Here is a 14,787-nt window from a genome sequence, read left to right as displayed (position 1 = left end):
AAATGATAGGTTTAGATATTCAGTATCAGACTTTTATATTTGGTCGTATTGTGTTTATAAGAAACCCATGTTATTTTTATGTCTATAGATTTTAAATTAAAAATATATTTAAAATAAAAGTTTATTAAATATATTTTGAAGTTTTGACCAGTTTTCCAACACCATCTTTACGGATGGTGTTTTTTTATCTGTGATTATTGGAAAATAATTTTGATTTGTTATATGAATCATCCGTTAAAATAATATGATGTATTTATTTAAGATTTTGGATCAATGACTAAAAATTTTCAGGCAGAAACTTATATTGTGGATGAGCAGGTGGCAGATACCGTTGCATGGCTATTACATCATCAGGATTGTTTTGATGAGTTGCATTTTGATGTGCAAAATCAGCAACTCACCGTGACACATGCAGCGGGTATAGATCAGATCCGTGCGGGTATGTATTTAACAGCCAAATATGGAATTTTAGTGACATCTTAAATCAAAGAAAAAGGCGATTTATTGAAATAAATCGCCTTTTTGATGTGAATCAGTCAGAAGTTAAACTTAAGCTGATTCAGCCATTGCATCGACAGAGAGTTGTGCGGCAGTCAGCTTTGGTTTTTCAGCGGTTAGTCCAAGTTTATTAAACAAGACTTTGTCACGACCTTCGCCAGCATTTGGTGTGGTCAGTAATTTTTCACCAGAGAATAGTGAGTTTGCACCTGCCATAAATGCCATGGCTTGATCGGTGTCAGAAAGTGATTCACGACCAGCTGAAAGACGAATATAGCTTTTAGGCATAATAATACGTGCAACAGCAATCGTGCGAAGCCACTCAGTCACTTCAAGTTTTTCAACTTCTTCAAGTGGGGTACCTTCAATTGGAACAAGCATGTTGATTGGTACAGATTCTGGGTGAAGTGGCAGGGTTGCCAATTCATGCAACAAACCAATACGGTCTTGTTTCCCTTCGCCTAAGCCCACAATACCACCACTACACACTTTTAAACCTGCATTACGGACATGATCTAGTGTATTTAAACGATCATCAAAAGTACGTGTACTGATGATGTTGCTATAGTATTCGCGAGAGGTGTCAAGGTTGTGGTTATAGTAGTCTAAACCCGCATCTCGTAAGCGCTCAGCTTGTGACTGGTTGAGCATGCCCAATGTCATACAGGTTTCCATGCCAAGCGCTTTAACTTCTTTGACCATTTCTAACACATAAGGCATGTCGCGCTCATGTGGGTTACGCCATGCAGCACCCATACAAAAACGTGAAGAACCTGCTTCTTTTGCTTCTTTTGCTTCAGAAATGACTTTTTCAACTGCAATACGCTTTTCAGCTTCTAATTTAGAATCGTAGTGTGCAGACTGAGAGCAGTATTTACAGTCTTCAGGGCATTTACCTGTTTTAATTGAAAGTAAAGTACTGACTTGAATGGTATTTGCTGGGAAATGCTCGCGGTGAACACGCTGCGCTTCAAATACCAAATCTAGAAAAGGTTGGTCATATAGCTTTTGGATTTCTTCACGAGTCCAATCGTTTCTCACGTGCATAATCGCCCTATTGTGCATCAAGTTAATAGCATGATATTAACTTGTTCAATTAAAAACAACAGGGCAAAACTTTCCAAAATATGTCTAAATATTTGTTTGCCTATCTTTTGTTAAATTAAACTTCTGAATTGCAAGATCGCTGCAAAAACCTCAGACTTAGTAGCGTAATTTTGAAGTTTGAATCAAAATTTAATCGGTCTGATTGTTCTGATTGAGTTAGCACGATGTATAGCAATTAAGAAAGTTGCTCTGAATGTGCTTTTTTCAGCTGTTGCTGAATTGCCCAGTCGACATGTGTATTCACAATCTCGTCGTGCAACATTTTACTTTGTTCTAAAGCCTCAATAATTTCAGCATGATAAGGTGCATTACCTAAACCAATGGCAACATTACGCTTGAAACTTTGAAATCCTGTGCGTCGAATTGGGCTGCCTTCAGTAGAGTGTAAAAATGTTGCTTCATCCCATGCCCATAGATCGAGTAATGAAGCCTGATCGAGTCCATGCCGAGGATGAAAGTCTTCAATCGGGGTGATTTTAGCAAAACTATTCCAAGGACAAATCAGTTGGCAGTCATCGCAACCAAAAATACGGTTACCAATGCCTTCGCGGAATTCTTCAGGAATAATGCCTTTGTACTCAATGGTTAAATAGGCAATACAGCGACGTGCATCGAGCATATAAGGCTCAACAATCGCTTGTGTTGGACAAATGTCGATACAGGCTGAACATGAACCGCAATGCGCTGTTGTCGGTGGGTCAGCAGGCAAATCAAGTGAGGTGAATAATTCACCTAATACAAAGAAAGAACCTGATTTTTTCTGAATAAGGAGCGTATGTTTGCCTGTCCAGCCCATACCCGCACTTTCATGAATAGCTTTTTCAAAAATCGGGGCAGAATCTGCAAAGGGACGGGCTTCAAAGTCACCGACACGCTCACGGATTTTTTGTGCTAAAGTTTTAAGCCGACCGCGCATGACTTTGTGATAGTCACGTCCACGCGCATAACGGGCAATAATGGCGCTATTGGGTGCAAAAGGCACATAGCGAGGTTTCGGTGTCTCCACCAAATAGCTCATTCGTACACAGATAATGCTTTGCGTCCCTGGAACCAGTAAGGTCGGATCGGCACGTTTGTCTAAATTGTCTTTTAAATAATGCATATCCCCATGATAGCCACTGTCCAGATATTTCAAGAAACGTGGCATTTCTTTGTCTTGCCGAGTAGGTTTGGCGATTACACAATCTGCAAAACCAAGCGCTAAAGCTTCGGTCTTAATCCATGCTTTTAATTCTTGTGGATCAAATTGTTGAAGTGGTATGGTGGACGGCATAACAACAAGGGGAATAGACATGCAGCAGCAAGTGTACCATAGCCGTGAAATTCAAGCATGGGAGCAGCGTTGGTTTGCTCAGAATAATAGCGGATTGGGTTTAATGAAACAGGTTGCATGGCAGAGTCATTTAAAACTCATTGAATATTTTTCAGAATCTCCAAAATCGGTAAAACGTATTGCTGTGTGGTGTGGGACGGGCAATAACGCAGGGGATGGTTATTTTATTGCGGCATATTTGGCTGAGCAGGGGTATCTGGTGGATGTCTATGCGGCTGAACGTGGCAGTTCCATTGCATTACAACAAGCCTTTGAATATTCAAAAGATAAGATTGATCATTTATATCCACATTTTAATATTGTAGATCAGTATGATGCTCATATTGATGCTTTATTTGGGATTGGTTTAAACCGTGAACTGAATCAACATTGGCAGCAAATCATTCAGCAGTTTAATCAATCTACTGGGCTTAAAATCAGTATTGATATTCCAAGTGGGTTACACGCCAATACGGGTCAGCCATTACCTTGTGCGATTAAAGCAGATCTGACCTTAACAGCATTAGGTTATAAAATAGGACTATTTACAGGGCAAGGCAAAGAATTTTCAGGACAGATTCAGCTTATTTCATTGATTCCTAAAGATGCTGAGTTAAAGGCATTCGCGCGACTATCGCCAACCACAATTTCTTTACCACCTCGTCAAGCCTTTGGTCATAAAGGGAGTTATGGTCATGTATTGGTGATTGGTGGTCATGCGGATATGGGCGGCGCTGTGATTATGGCAGCCGAGGCAGCTTTTGCAGTCGGAGCGGGAAAGGTGAGTGTGGTCTGCCATGAACGACATCATGCTGCAATACTGGCACGCTCGCCCAATGTCATGGTGCGAAATATTGAAACTTTTACGCCAGAGTTGATAGGTGAAACTTTGCAGGCAGTTGATGCCGTATGTTTTGGGATGGGGCTTGGACGGGATGATTGGTCAAAACAAGCATTTGATACATGGTTATCACCCATCTTGCAGCATTCACATTTAGAAGTTGTGCTCGATGCAGATGCTTTATGGTTTCTTGCAGAACAAGCTGTGCAATTTTCTGAAAATGTTTATTTGACTCCGCATTCGGGAGAAGCCGCTCGATTATTGGGATGCACCAGTCATGAGATTGAGCAAGATCGGGTTGCGGCAATTCATGCGCTTGCTGCCAAATTTTCAGGGCAATGGGTGCTCAAAGGCTCAGGCAGTCTGATTCTGGAAAATCAGCAACTTTGGGTATGTACCGCAGGTAATGCAGGTATGGGAACAGGTGGAATGGGCGATACTTTAGCAGGGATGGTTGCAGGATTAAAAGCACAACTGCATCAAGAGATCGCCTTGCATCAAGTTGTGACCTTACATGCTCAAGCGGGAGACCTCTTGGCTGAGCAGGGCATGCGAGGGATTCAAGCATCTCACATGCCACAGGCTGTTTATCAGATTGTGAATGCAAATTGATTTTAAATCTTTAGCGGCGGCGCGAGCTATAACGGCTACGTCCGCGCGCCATACCACCTAATGCGTTTAATACCGCAAGTTTACTCATACTGCCTGATGCGTGTGCATGACAGATTGCAGCAGCAAGGGCATCAGCTGCATCGGCTTGAGGTTGGATTTCCAGTTTTAATAGTTTCATGACCATCATTTGAACTTGTTCTTTGTCGGCAGCCCCATAACCGACCACAGACTGTTTGATTTGTCGCGCAGTATATTCAGCAACTTTCAGATCAAGATTCACTAGCGCAGCAATGGCTGCACCGCGTGCCTGTCCAAGTTTAAGTGCTGAATCAGGATTTTGTGCCATAAAAACTTGTTCAACCGCAGCTTCGGTTGGGCCATGAAATTTTACGATTCGTTCAATCCCTGCAAAAATCCGTTTAAGGCGCTCAGGCATTTCTTGGGTTTCTGTACGAATCGTCCCTGCATCGATAAATTTAAGCTGACTGCCTTGATGCTCAATAATGCCATAACCTGTCAGGCGAGAGCCGGGATCGATCCCAATAATTAATGCCATTGTCTTTACTGTGTTATATCAACATTTCTTATTATAGATGTTTTCATCTGCAACTTGTGTGGTCAGATCGGTTTGAAATAGTCTGAATCTGCTAAAGGTATAGAAAACTCACAAAATAATACGAATGATGATCAATAAATATTAGATTATATGTGGATAGAATATAAAAGGATATTTGTATGAAACGTATATTTTTAGCAGTTGGTGTTGTCTTGAGTATGTCATTGTCAGCGTGCGCCGTGTATACCCCAGCGGGAAGTGTGGTGCTTGATCCTGATCATTCACATCATGGTGACGAGGGTGGTTTTTGCCCGCCAGGACAAGCCAAGAAAGGTCGCTGCTAAATGATTTGAGATCAGTTGAGTGTTTGATCAAAGCAAAAAACTCGTATTAAGAAACGAATTTTTTATAAAAATGAACGATTATCAGTGTGTAGCACTTTAAAAATAAAAGAGTGCCCATATCTTTTAAAGTAGATTTAAATGCAAGAAACCTGATTGACTTTGAAAGGATGAATTAAAATTTCATGAACTTAATACTGGCTGTGCTAATAGGTGCAATACTTGAAGTTGCGGTATGGATTGGTGTGGCACATTTCATTAGCGGATGGTATGTGTTTTTTTGGTTTATTATCGCCTTTGTGATTGGTTTTAAGCTGTTACGTTCAAGTGCTGCAACAATTATGCCGCAATTACAGCAATTACAAATGACAGGTCAGTTGGGTCATGATCCTGTGGTGATGCGTAAAATTGCTTTATTGATTGCAGGTATTTTGTTGATGATTCCTGGTCTGATTAGCGATGTAATTGCTGTGCTTTTGGTCTTACCACCTATACAAAAACTGTTGGTGAATGCACTGATGTCTGCTATGGCAAAACGTCAGCAGGCGATGATGAATAAAATGATGGGTGGTATGATGGGCGCAGAGCAAGGCGGTGCTCAAAATCCATTTGCTGATTTGATGCGTCAAATGCAGGATATGCAGAATTATCAAGGTGGTTCACGAGATTCAAGTGTGATTGATGGTGAAGCACGCGAGGTGAATCCTGATCGTCAAAAGATTGAAATGAAAGATGTGAAAAAAAATTAAGTAGGTCGAGTACCTGATAACAAGAACCGAATCATAAGATTCAGTTTTTTATTGCTCAGATTTTTTATGCTCTGTAGGTATTTCTACTGAAGGTTGACTTGTGATCGTTGTACCTTGCGTGCTGTAACGATGTGGTTGCAGTGTAGTTTGTTGATTTTCGGAGTTTTGGTATTTGCGCTGGCGATTCGCACGTTCACGAAATCCACCCTTCATGATGAGTTTTTCCATATAAAAAAGCGACTTGGTATTTATTTGGGGAGGTTATTTTAAAACAGGCAATAGCTTAAACACTAGGGTTAATTCGATCTCTTGTATGTTGTTAGAGAAAAATACAGCGTGTAAATAATGCCAAATATTTTACTCGGAAAAGTCATTGAAATGTCTTGATGCAAGTTTATTCTGTGATTAAGATCAAAAAATAGTCTGTCATCGTGACTTCATGTAAGACAAAGGAGGTGGGTATGATGTACCAATATCGTTGTGCTTGTTGTAATCAGGTTGTGTTGGCTTCTGATATAACCTGCCCAAAGTGTGGCTCACATCATATTCGTAGCCCATTTGGCTTTTGGTTTTTTTGTTGCGTTGCATGCCTTGTGATTGCAATTGGGGTAACTTTTGGAAAGCTGTATTTAAAGCATCATCCAACAGATGAGGGGGCACCAAAACTATTACAGACTTACTCAGCTCAGGGAAAAGTCAGTCATTAAATTAAAAAAATAGCCCGCATGAAGCGAGCTATTTTGAGGAAATCTAAATGATTTGAGCTTATAAACCAGCAGCTTGACGAAGTGCTTCAGCTTTGTCCGTTTTTTCCCATGTAAATGCAGTGTCAGAACCTTGGCGACCAAAGTGACCATAAGCAGCTGTTTGCTTGTACATCGGTTGAATCAAGTTCAACATGTTGGTAATACCGTATGGACGTAAGTCAAAGTGCTCACGAACCAAAGCAATGATCAATTCATCATCTACTTTTGCGGTATTGAATGTATTGATTGAAATTGAAGTTGGTTCTGCAACACCAATGGCATAACTCACTTGAATTTCACATTTTTCAGCTAAGCCTGCCGCAACAATATTTTTTGCCACATAACGACCCGCATATGCCGCAGAACGGTCAACTTTAGATGGATCTTTACCAGAGAAGGCACCACCACCGTGACGTGCCATACCGCCGTAAGTATCGACAATAATTTTACGACCCGTCAAACCACAGTCACCGACAGGGCCACCGATCACAAACATGCCTGTTGGGTTGATATGGAATTTGGTGCCCGCATGGAACATTTCAGCAGGAATGATTTTTTTCACGATTTCTTCGATCACAGCTTCTTTTAAGTTGGCTTGTGAAATCTCAGGATCATGTTGAGTTGAAAGAACCACTGCATCTAGACGAACAGGTTTGCCATTTTCATAAGCAAAAGTCACTTGGCTTTTCGCATCTGGACGTAACCAAGGCAGTGTGCCGTCACGACGTAATTCTGCCTGACGTTCCATTAAACGGTGAGCATAAGAAATCGGTGCAGGCATAAGCACATCAGTTTCGCGGCTAGCATAACCGAACATTAAGCCTTGGTCACCTGCACCTTGATCTTCAGGTTTTTGGCGGTCAACACCTTGTGCAATTTCAGGAGACTGTTTACCAATCATGTTGATCACGGCACACGTTGAACCATCAAAACCAAGGTCTGAATGGTGATAACCGATACCGTTTACAGTTTTACGTACAATTGCTTCAACATCGACATTGGCAGTGGTTGTGATTTCACCCGCAAGAACAACTGCACCCGTTTTTACTAATGTTTCACAAGCAACCCGTGCGTATGGGTCTTCTCTTAAAATTGCATCCAAAATAGCATCACTGATTTGGTCAGCCATTTTATCTGGATGACCTTCGCTTACAGATTCCGAAGTAAAAACAGCGTACTCGCGCATGAAAGTCCTATCACAGTAAATTTAACGACGCGATATGTTACCTCGCCTAGCACGATACGACTAGAGAAACCTGATTAAATTGAATAAATTTCTTGCAAAATAGCTTTCTTTTTACTGATATTCAGCATTTAGAAAACTGATAAGTTATTTGAAAATATTTAGGAAATTATGATTTTAGAATAAATACAGCAATCTAGAGCTGCTGAATGAATAAACAGGGTTTTTAAGCGATTGTATGTAATCTGAGTGAATCACTAAAGAATTTTACAGGATTTGTTTAAATCATCGGCAATAGGCTTTACCCATCTTCATTTTTTTAAGACAATAGTCGAGTCTTGAATATAGTATTCACCTATTTTTCTTTAAACATTCGATTTTGAGATTTTGACCTATGACAACCCCTTTAAATGAACGTCGAATTGCAAATGCAATCCGTGTACTTGCAATGGATGCAGTGCAACAAGCCAATTCAGGGCATCCTGGTGCGCCAATGGGGATGGCAGATATCGCTGATGTCGTTTGGCGTGAATTTTTAAGTCACAATCCAACAAACCCACAATGGGCGAACCGCGACCGTTTTGTATTGTCAAATGGTCATGGTTCTATGTTGCATTATGCATTGCTACATTTAACAGGTTACGATCTTTCAATTGAAGATTTAAAACAATTTCGTCAGTTGCATTCACGCACACCGGGTCACCCTGAATTTGGTTATGCACCAGGTGTTGAAACGACAACAGGTCCTTTGGGTCAAGGGATTGCCAATGCGGTTGGTTTCGCGCTAGCAGAAAAAACTTTAGCTGCTCAATTCAACAAAGATGATTTAACCGTTGTTGATCACTTCACTTACTGTTTCTTGGGCGATGGCTGCTTAATGGAAGGTATTTCGCATGAAGTATGTTCTTTGGCAGGTACCTTGCAACTGGGTAAATTGATTGCATATTACGATGACAACGGCATTTCAATTGATGGTGAAGTTGAAGGCTGGTTCTCTGACGATACAGAACAACGTTTCAAAGCTTACGGTTGGCAAGTTCTACGTGTCGACGGTCACGACGCTGCTGCAATCCGTCAAGCAACTGTTGAGGCGAAAGCTGAAACCAATAAACCAACGCTGATTATCTGTAAAACCATTATTGGTTTAGGTTCACCAAACAAACAAGGTAAAGAAGATTGCCACGGTGCGCCACTCGGTAATGATGAAATTGCATTGACTCGTCAAGCTTTAGGCTGGACAGAAGCTGCATTTGAAATTCCTGCTGATGTCTATGCCGCTTGGGATGCAAAAGCCAAAGGTTCTGAAGCTGAAGCCGCTTGGAATACTGTATTTGCAGCGTATCAAGCAAAATATCCAACAGAAGCAGCAGAATTGCTTCGTCGTATTGAAGGTGATTTACCTGCTGAATTTATTGCACAAGCGGATGCATTCATTGCTCAAACCAATGAAAAAGCAGAAACGATTGCAACACGTAAAGCAAGCCAAAACACATTACAAGCTTTTGGTCCATTGCTGCCAGAACTTCTAGGTGGTTCTGCTGACTTGGCAGGTTCTAACTTGACACTTTGGAAAGGTTGCCAAGGCGTACAAGACAATCCAGCGGGTAACTACGTGCATTATGGTGTACGTGAGTTCGGTATGACTGCAATTGCCAACGGTGTTGCGTTGCATGGTGGTTTCATTCCTTACGTTGCAACATTCTTGATGTTTATGGAATATGCGCGTAATGCCGTGCGTATGTCTGCACTGATGAAACAACGTGTAATTCATGTTTATACGCATGACTCTATCGGTTTGGGTGAAGATGGTCCAACACATCAACCAATCGAACAAATCGCATCTTTACGTGGTACACCAAACCTCAATACATGGCGCCCTGCTGACACGGTTGAAACAGCAATTGCTTGGAAATCTGCATTGGTTCGTAAAGACGGCCCAACAGCATTGATTCTTTCACGTCAAAACTTGCCATTCCAAACACGTACTGCTGCACAAATTGCAAATGCAGAGAAAGGTGGTTATGTGCTTGCTGAAGAAAAAGGCGAGTTGAAAGCCATTATTATTGCAACAGGTTCAGAAGTTGCTTTAGCAATGGATGCATATGCACAACTTGAAGGCGTGCGCGTCGTGTCTATGCCATGTGCTGAAGAATTCATGAAGCAAGACGCTGCTTACCGTGAAGCGGTACTTCCTGCGGCAATTCGTGCACGTGTTGCGGTTGAAGCTGCACATGTTGACTACTGGTGGAAGTTTGTTGGCTTGGACGGCAAAGTGATCGGTATGACAACTTACGGTGAATCAGCGCCAGCAAAAGACTTGTTCAAACACTTTGGTATCACTACCGATGCAGTTGTTGCTGCGGTAAATGAATTAACAGCATAATTATTTGCGTGTTTTTAAAAAGCCCTGAGTCACTCAGGGCTTTTTTGTTTGGTGAAAAAGGTTAATTCAAATTTAATCCACTCATGTTAAAATAATCGCCCCATATTCCGCCCATCTTGGTAAATCGCTGTTTTACAGCATCTGACCACAATGAAAATTTTCCCTTCTTCTGAATATAAACAAATTATTCGATATTCACTGTATTGGTTGGTCGCATCGACTGTGATCGGGCTGATTTCGGGTTTGGCATCTACGCTCATTTTTACCTGTTTTGATTTGGCAACCCGTGTTCGGATAGCGTATCCCTGGTTGATTTTTTTCTTACCTTTTGTTGGTTTGGGAATTGGTTTTTTATTTTATCGCTATGGCACGCCCATTGAACGGGGTACGCATTTACTGATTGATGAAATTCATGAGCCTCGTTCATTTATTCCCAAACGTATGAGCCCACTGATTTTCTTCACTGCAATTTTAACCCAGTTTTTTGGTGGTTCAGCAGGGCGGGAAGCACCTGCGGTTCAGCTTTCAGGGGCATTGACTGATCATATTGCTCAGCTCTTAAAAGTTTCAAAAGATAACCGTAAAATTTTTCTGATTTCCAGTATCGGTTCAGGTTTCTCGGCGATTTTTGGTTTGCCATTGGCGGGCGCGATTTATGGTTTAGAAATTACTGCATTAGGAAGCTTGCGCTACTCAGCAGTATTTCCATGTTTTCTTTCTTCGATTGTTGCTGCAAGTGTGCCTGAATTTTTCGAGATTTTACATCCGCATCGTTTTTATAAGATTGTCAGTTTTCCCGAATTCAATTTCTCTGTCATTTTAAGTTTAATTGTTGCAGGTTTAATCTTCGGTTTGGTGGCACGTTTCTTTATTGTGGCGATTCATACCATAGGTAATCTGTTTGCCAAGTATGTCACTTTTGTGCCATTTCGCCCAATGCTTGGTGGAATTATGATTATGTTGCTCACTTTATTGGTTGGGCATCATCACTTTAATGGTCTAGGTGTTCCAACCATTATTGCCTCTTTTCAGGTTCCTTTACCCATTACAGATTTCTTGAATAAAACATTATTTACTGCAATTACACTTGGTTCAGGCTTTAAAGGTGGGGAAATTACCCCGCTATTTTTTGTAGGTACAACTTTAGGCAATGCATTGGGGCAATTCTTACCTTTGCCGCTGTCTTTATTGGCAGGCTTGGGGTTGGTGAGTTTGTTTTCGGGTGCAAGTAAAGCACCATTAACCTCGATTATTCTGGCAATTGAGCTGTTTGGAACTTCGGTGTCAGTTTATGCTGTGATTACCTGTTTATTGGCTTACTTATTTTCAGGAAATTGTGGGCTGTATCGTATTCAAAAGCCTGATTATTCTGCATATAAATAGCGCAGTTTATAAAATCATGGTTAAGTGACTCATGTAAAAATATGCTTGTAAAGTAATCTCGGTGCTTAAAGAAAGATATGATTAGAATTCATGTTATTGATTGATCATAAAAAACTACTCATGTTGAAGTTGGCTAAGTAACTTTATGTTATATTGAATTAAATTCAATAAAAGACTGCTGTATGTTAGAGATTAGACATTTAAAAACTTTAATTGCATTAAGAGAACATGGTTCACTGGTTGCTGCTGCCAATGATTTGTGCCTGACACCTTCTGCAATTTCGCATCAATTAAAAGAATTAGATTTGTGGTATGGTGTAGAAGTCGTCAATCGCCGTAGTCGCCCTGTGCAATTTTCCAATGTTGGTCAGCGTTTACTGAAACTTGCTGATGATATTTTGCCACAAATTCAGATTACTCAAAGTGATATTACCCGTATCGTGCATGGGCAAACGGGACGAATTATTTTCTCCTCAGAATGTCATAGCTGTTTTGACTGGTTAATGCCACTTCTTAATCAATATCGTCAGCAATATCCAGACGTAGATTTGGACTTCGCTTCAGCATTTGAGTCGAATCCACACGAGTTGCTACAAAGTGGAGAGTTTGATTTGTTGATTACCGCAGATCCAATTGCCTTAAAAGGCATTGAATATTTTCCAATTTTTGAATATGAATCACGTTTGGTGCTTTCCAACACTCATCCTTTAGTTCGAGCAGATCGGGTAACGGTACAGGAATTGGCAGAAGAAACTTTGATTACTTACCCTGTCGATAAGCACCGCCTAGATATTATGTCGCATTTGTTTATTCCAGCGAATATTCAGCCAAAAAACATTCGTACCACGGATTTAACCCAAATGTTAATTCAGTTGGTCGCAAGTGGGCGTGGTATTGCGGCATTGCCTGATTGGGTGGTCAATGAATACGAACAAAAAGGTTGGGTGACCAGTCGCCGTTTAGACTGCGTGTCATCACAAGGTTTACGCCGTACTTTGTATGCAGGTTTTCGTACGGAGGAGAAAGAGAAGAATTATTTTGAAGGCTTCTTAAAGCAGCTCGATAAATTCTCTCAAAAAAGAACGAGTTATTACACGAGTTAAATCAGGAGGTATTTCTTCTTTCTCAAGGAGAAATACCAAATTTTTAGAGTGTGGGTAGATACTGCTTTATAATGAATTTATGAATTTATGAATTTATGAATTTATGAATTTCCAATCAATAAAGACAGTAAACCTGCTGCAATCAATGGGCCAACAGGGACTCCACGGAGTACGGCAACACCCGCTACAGTTCCGATAAGTAAACCTGCGACAACATCAGGTTGATTGCTCATGAGTTTCACGCCACGTCCACCAAGCCAAGCGACCAATAAACCAATGACAATTGCTAAAATGGATTTATAGCTCATAAAAGATTTTAGAATCATTTCTCCTTGAATTTTACCACTGGCAATCGGTGTTAAAACGCCAATGGTTAAAATGGTAATCCCGATATTTAAAGCATGTGTTTGCAAAAATGGAAAATACTGATCGAGTGGGGAAATACGCACTACGATGAGCACAGCACTGGCAATGGTTACCGATGAGTTATGACTTAGAATACCGCAAGCAAGAAGCACAATTAACGCAATTAAATTTAAATCCAAAGATGAAGTCATGTGCGGTTCTCAGTCGGGTGAATTGTGCAGTATTCTAACTGAAATAGTCGGGATTTTGCATAAATTGAGATTATTCCCTGAAAACTGCGTAAAATATGCCAAATTTAAATATTGAGAAAATATAGTGCTGTTGGAAAAAATTTTGCAATCTCAGGGCTTTGGTTCAAGAAAGCAATGTCAGAGCTTGATTCAGCGTGGACTGGTCAAAGTTAATGGTGAGATTTGTGATCAACTTAAAACTCAGTTTCAACCACAAGATTTAGAATTTCAGGTTGGGGAGCATCGTTGTCGCTATCGTGAACACGTCTATATTGCCTTAAATAAACCGCAAGGTTACGAGTGTTCACACCAAGCACAATTTCATTTTAGTGTCTTTCAGCTTTTCCCTGAGTATTTGCGTGAGCGAGGACTTCAAACCGTTGGGCGACTGGATCAGGATACAACAGGTTTAATTCTGCTGAGTGATGATGGACGTTTTATCCAAGCTTCAACACATCCGAAAAAACATGTGGATAAAGAATATTGGTTAAAAACTGCTGATCCGATGACTGAATCGCAAATCCAACAGTTACAACAAGGTGTTGAACTTCGTAATGAAAAAGGGATTTTTCAGGCATCGAGTATTCAGCAAATGAATGACTATGAATTACGTATGACCATTCACCAAGGTGTTTATCATCAAGTCAAACGTATGTTGGCTGCGGTAGGGAATAAAGTGACAGAGTTGCATCGACATCGTGTTGGGGAATTAGAGTTGCCAACAGACTTGGCGCAAGGGGAGTGGATTTACCTGACCGCTGAGCAAGTTCAGTTGGCAATTTCTCGCCGTGAAAGCTAAATTATTTTAAAAAGCTGTGAAAGGTCTGAAATTCCTGATCTTTCACAAAGCCCATTTTTTCATAGAGTTTATGTGAGATCAGATTGGATTTTTGGGTTTCGAGGGTAATACGTAAAGCATTTTCATAACGTGCAAAATGAATAGCAGTATCAATCAGTTGCTGTGCTGAGCCTTGGCGACGATACATAGGTGTGACATAAACATCATCTAAAATATAATAAGTTGAGCAAGTTACAGAAGAAAAACCTAGATACAAGAGCACAAAGCCTGTAAAAGCGTCATCTTTAATATGAATAAAAATGACACTTTCTTTATTTTCAAATCGTTGTTTTAAAAAATCTAGGGATTGATCAATATTGGAAGAAGCACCATAAAACTGTCGATATTCATCAAATAGTACCGCAAGTTGTGGCAGATCTTCTGCTGTTGCTCGTCTCACAATCATTGCATACTCCATTGTTGTTTTTTGAGTTATTGTCATTTTGAGCATAACAAAAAAAACTTCAAAGGATTATGCAGATTGTATAAAAATGTAATGCTTAGCTTGGTGGATTTTCTTCAAACAGGGCACTGATTTC

At 40.5% G+C, this 14,787-nt stretch carries 16 protein-coding genes; 9 read left to right on the top strand and 7 right to left on the bottom strand.

From position 1 onward, the window contains the following. Positions 1-273: 273 nt before the first annotated feature. Entirely contained in the window at positions 274-483 is a 210-nt protein-coding gene (locus GBN19_RS04820) for a hypothetical protein (protein WP_151777370.1), read from the top strand. A gap of 66 nt (positions 484-549) precedes the next feature. Here the strand turns inward: GBN19_RS04820 and bioB are convergent, their stop codons facing one another. Then, positions 550-1,545: a biotin synthase BioB gene (gene bioB / locus GBN19_RS04815; protein ID WP_151709936.1), complete on the bottom strand. Its 996-nt coding sequence runs from the start codon at positions 1,543-1,545 to the stop codon at positions 550-552. A gap of 235 nt (positions 1,546-1,780) precedes the next feature. Beyond that, on the bottom strand, positions 1,781-2,899 hold the full coding sequence (gene queG / locus GBN19_RS04810; RefSeq protein ID WP_375707851.1) for a tRNA epoxyqueuosine(34) reductase QueG: 1,119 nt from the start codon (positions 2,897-2,899) through the stop codon (positions 1,781-1,783). Here queG and GBN19_RS04805 point away from each other — a divergent pair. Continuing rightward, positions 2,898-4,370 carry an NAD(P)H-hydrate dehydratase gene (locus GBN19_RS04805; protein WP_151777369.1) on the top strand — a complete coding sequence of 491 codons (1,473 nt, stop codon included), beginning with the start codon at positions 2,898-2,900 and terminating at the stop codon, positions 4,368-4,370. The genes queG and GBN19_RS04805 overlap by 2 nt on opposite strands. A gap of 10 nt (positions 4,371-4,380) precedes the next feature. Here the strand turns inward: GBN19_RS04805 and ruvC are convergent, their stop codons facing one another. Then, positions 4,381-4,926 (bottom strand): crossover junction endodeoxyribonuclease RuvC, encoded by a 546-nt coding sequence (ruvC, locus tag GBN19_RS04800; RefSeq protein ID WP_151709933.1) that lies wholly within the window; start codon positions 4,924-4,926, stop codon positions 4,381-4,383. 179 nt (positions 4,927-5,105) lie between these two features. On the opposite strand from ruvC, the gene GBN19_RS15735 reads away from it, so the two are divergent. Further along, on the top strand, positions 5,106-5,270 hold the full coding sequence (locus GBN19_RS15735) for a hypothetical protein (protein WP_171494436.1): 165 nt from the start codon (positions 5,106-5,108) through the stop codon (positions 5,268-5,270). 182 nt (positions 5,271-5,452) lie between these two features. Beyond that, positions 5,453-6,016: an FxsA family protein gene (locus tag GBN19_RS04795; RefSeq protein WP_151777368.1), complete on the top strand. Its 564-nt coding sequence runs from the start codon at positions 5,453-5,455 to the stop codon at positions 6,014-6,016. A gap of 48 nt (positions 6,017-6,064) precedes the next feature. On the opposite strand, the gene GBN19_RS04790 is transcribed toward GBN19_RS04795, so the two are convergent. After that, positions 6,065-6,244: a hypothetical protein gene (locus GBN19_RS04790; protein ID WP_151709931.1), complete on the bottom strand. Its 180-nt coding sequence runs from the start codon at positions 6,242-6,244 to the stop codon at positions 6,065-6,067. A 233-nt stretch (positions 6,245-6,477) separates the two neighbouring features. Between GBN19_RS04790 and GBN19_RS04785 the strand changes: the two genes are divergently transcribed. Then, complete coding sequence (locus GBN19_RS04785) at positions 6,478-6,723, top strand: hypothetical protein (RefSeq protein WP_151777367.1); 246 nt, start codon at positions 6,478-6,480, stop codon at positions 6,721-6,723. Positions 6,724-6,781: 58 nt separating this feature from the next. On the opposite strand, the gene metK is transcribed toward GBN19_RS04785, so the two are convergent. Beyond that, the gene (gene metK / locus GBN19_RS04780; protein WP_151777366.1) at positions 6,782-7,948 is read right to left on the bottom strand and encodes a methionine adenosyltransferase; all 1,167 of its coding nucleotides are present in this window, start codon (positions 7,946-7,948) and stop codon (positions 6,782-6,784) included. Positions 7,949-8,339: 391 nt separating this feature from the next. On the opposite strand from metK, the gene tkt reads away from it, so the two are divergent. From tkt to GBN19_RS04765, 3 genes are all read left to right on the top strand, one after another. Continuing rightward, the gene (gene tkt / locus GBN19_RS04775; RefSeq protein WP_151777365.1) at positions 8,340-10,328 is read left to right on the top strand and encodes a transketolase; all 1,989 of its coding nucleotides are present in this window, start codon (positions 8,340-8,342) and stop codon (positions 10,326-10,328) included. A 150-nt stretch (positions 10,329-10,478) separates the two neighbouring features. Then, positions 10,479-11,711 (top strand): chloride channel protein, encoded by a 1,233-nt coding sequence (locus tag GBN19_RS04770; RefSeq protein WP_151777364.1) that lies wholly within the window; start codon positions 10,479-10,481, stop codon positions 11,709-11,711. A 182-nt stretch (positions 11,712-11,893) separates the two neighbouring features. Next, on the top strand, positions 11,894-12,814 hold the full coding sequence (locus GBN19_RS04765) for a LysR family transcriptional regulator (protein WP_151777363.1): 921 nt from the start codon (positions 11,894-11,896) through the stop codon (positions 12,812-12,814). Positions 12,815-12,915: 101 nt separating this feature from the next. Here the strand turns inward: GBN19_RS04765 and GBN19_RS04760 are convergent, their stop codons facing one another. Continuing rightward, positions 12,916-13,371 carry a DUF441 domain-containing protein gene (locus GBN19_RS04760; RefSeq protein ID WP_151777362.1) on the bottom strand — a complete coding sequence of 152 codons (456 nt, stop codon included), beginning with the start codon at positions 13,369-13,371 and terminating at the stop codon, positions 12,916-12,918. A gap of 124 nt (positions 13,372-13,495) precedes the next feature. Between GBN19_RS04760 and GBN19_RS04755 the strand changes: the two genes are divergently transcribed. Then, complete coding sequence (locus GBN19_RS04755) at positions 13,496-14,209, top strand: pseudouridine synthase (RefSeq protein WP_151777361.1); 714 nt, start codon at positions 13,496-13,498, stop codon at positions 14,207-14,209. 1 nt (position 14,210) lies between these two features. Here the strand turns inward: GBN19_RS04755 and GBN19_RS04750 are convergent, their stop codons facing one another. Beyond that, entirely contained in the window at positions 14,211-14,654 is a 444-nt protein-coding gene (locus tag GBN19_RS04750; RefSeq protein ID WP_151777360.1) for a GNAT family N-acetyltransferase, read from the bottom strand. Positions 14,655-14,787: the final 133 nt, after the last annotated feature.

It is taken from the genome of Acinetobacter brisouii, from assembly GCF_008993995.1.
Classification (GTDB): Bacteria; Pseudomonadota; Gammaproteobacteria; order Pseudomonadales; family Moraxellaceae; genus Acinetobacter; species Acinetobacter brisouii_A.
Note: the sequence above shows the minus strand (reverse complement) of the source record. Positions and strands in the feature narration are given on the sequence as shown.

What these genes read in the sequence shown, in the direction of transcription:
- GBN19_RS04785 (WP_151777367.1), top strand. Translation starts at nt 6,478, where the DNA reads ATGATGTACCAATATCGTTGTGCTTGTTGTAATCAGGTTGTGTTGGCT.
- ruvC (WP_151709933.1), bottom strand. Translation starts at nt 4,926, where the DNA reads ATGGCATTAATTATTGGGATCGATCCCGGCTCTCGCCTGACAGGTTAT.
- GBN19_RS04790 (WP_151709931.1), bottom strand. Translation starts at nt 6,244, where the DNA reads ATGGAAAAACTCATCATGAAGGGTGGATTTCGTGAACGTGCGAATCGC.
- GBN19_RS04750 (WP_151777360.1), bottom strand. Translation starts at nt 14,654, where the DNA reads ATGATTGTGAGACGAGCAACAGCAGAAGATCTGCCACAACTTGCGGTA.
- GBN19_RS04765 (WP_151777363.1), top strand. Translation starts at nt 11,894, where the DNA reads ATGTTAGAGATTAGACATTTAAAAACTTTAATTGCATTAAGAGAACAT.
- tkt (WP_151777365.1), top strand. Translation starts at nt 8,340, where the DNA reads ATGACAACCCCTTTAAATGAACGTCGAATTGCAAATGCAATCCGTGTA.
- queG (WP_375707851.1), bottom strand. Translation starts at nt 2,899, where the DNA reads ATGTCTATTCCCCTTGTTGTTATGCCGTCCACCATACCACTTCAACAA.
- bioB (WP_151709936.1), bottom strand. Translation starts at nt 1,545, where the DNA reads ATGCACGTGAGAAACGATTGGACTCGTGAAGAAATCCAAAAGCTATAT.
- GBN19_RS04795 (WP_151777368.1), top strand. Translation starts at nt 5,453, where the DNA reads ATGAACTTAATACTGGCTGTGCTAATAGGTGCAATACTTGAAGTTGCG.
- GBN19_RS04820 (WP_151777370.1), top strand. Translation starts at nt 274, where the DNA reads ATGACTAAAAATTTTCAGGCAGAAACTTATATTGTGGATGAGCAGGTG.
- GBN19_RS15735 (WP_171494436.1), top strand. Translation starts at nt 5,106, where the DNA reads ATGAAACGTATATTTTTAGCAGTTGGTGTTGTCTTGAGTATGTCATTG.
- GBN19_RS04760 (WP_151777362.1), bottom strand. Translation starts at nt 13,371, where the DNA reads ATGACTTCATCTTTGGATTTAAATTTAATTGCGTTAATTGTGCTTCTT.
- GBN19_RS04805 (WP_151777369.1), top strand. Translation starts at nt 2,898, where the DNA reads ATGCAGCAGCAAGTGTACCATAGCCGTGAAATTCAAGCATGGGAGCAG.
- metK (WP_151777366.1), bottom strand. Translation starts at nt 7,948, where the DNA reads ATGCGCGAGTACGCTGTTTTTACTTCGGAATCTGTAAGCGAAGGTCAT.
- GBN19_RS04770 (WP_151777364.1), top strand. Translation starts at nt 10,479, where the DNA reads ATGAAAATTTTCCCTTCTTCTGAATATAAACAAATTATTCGATATTCA.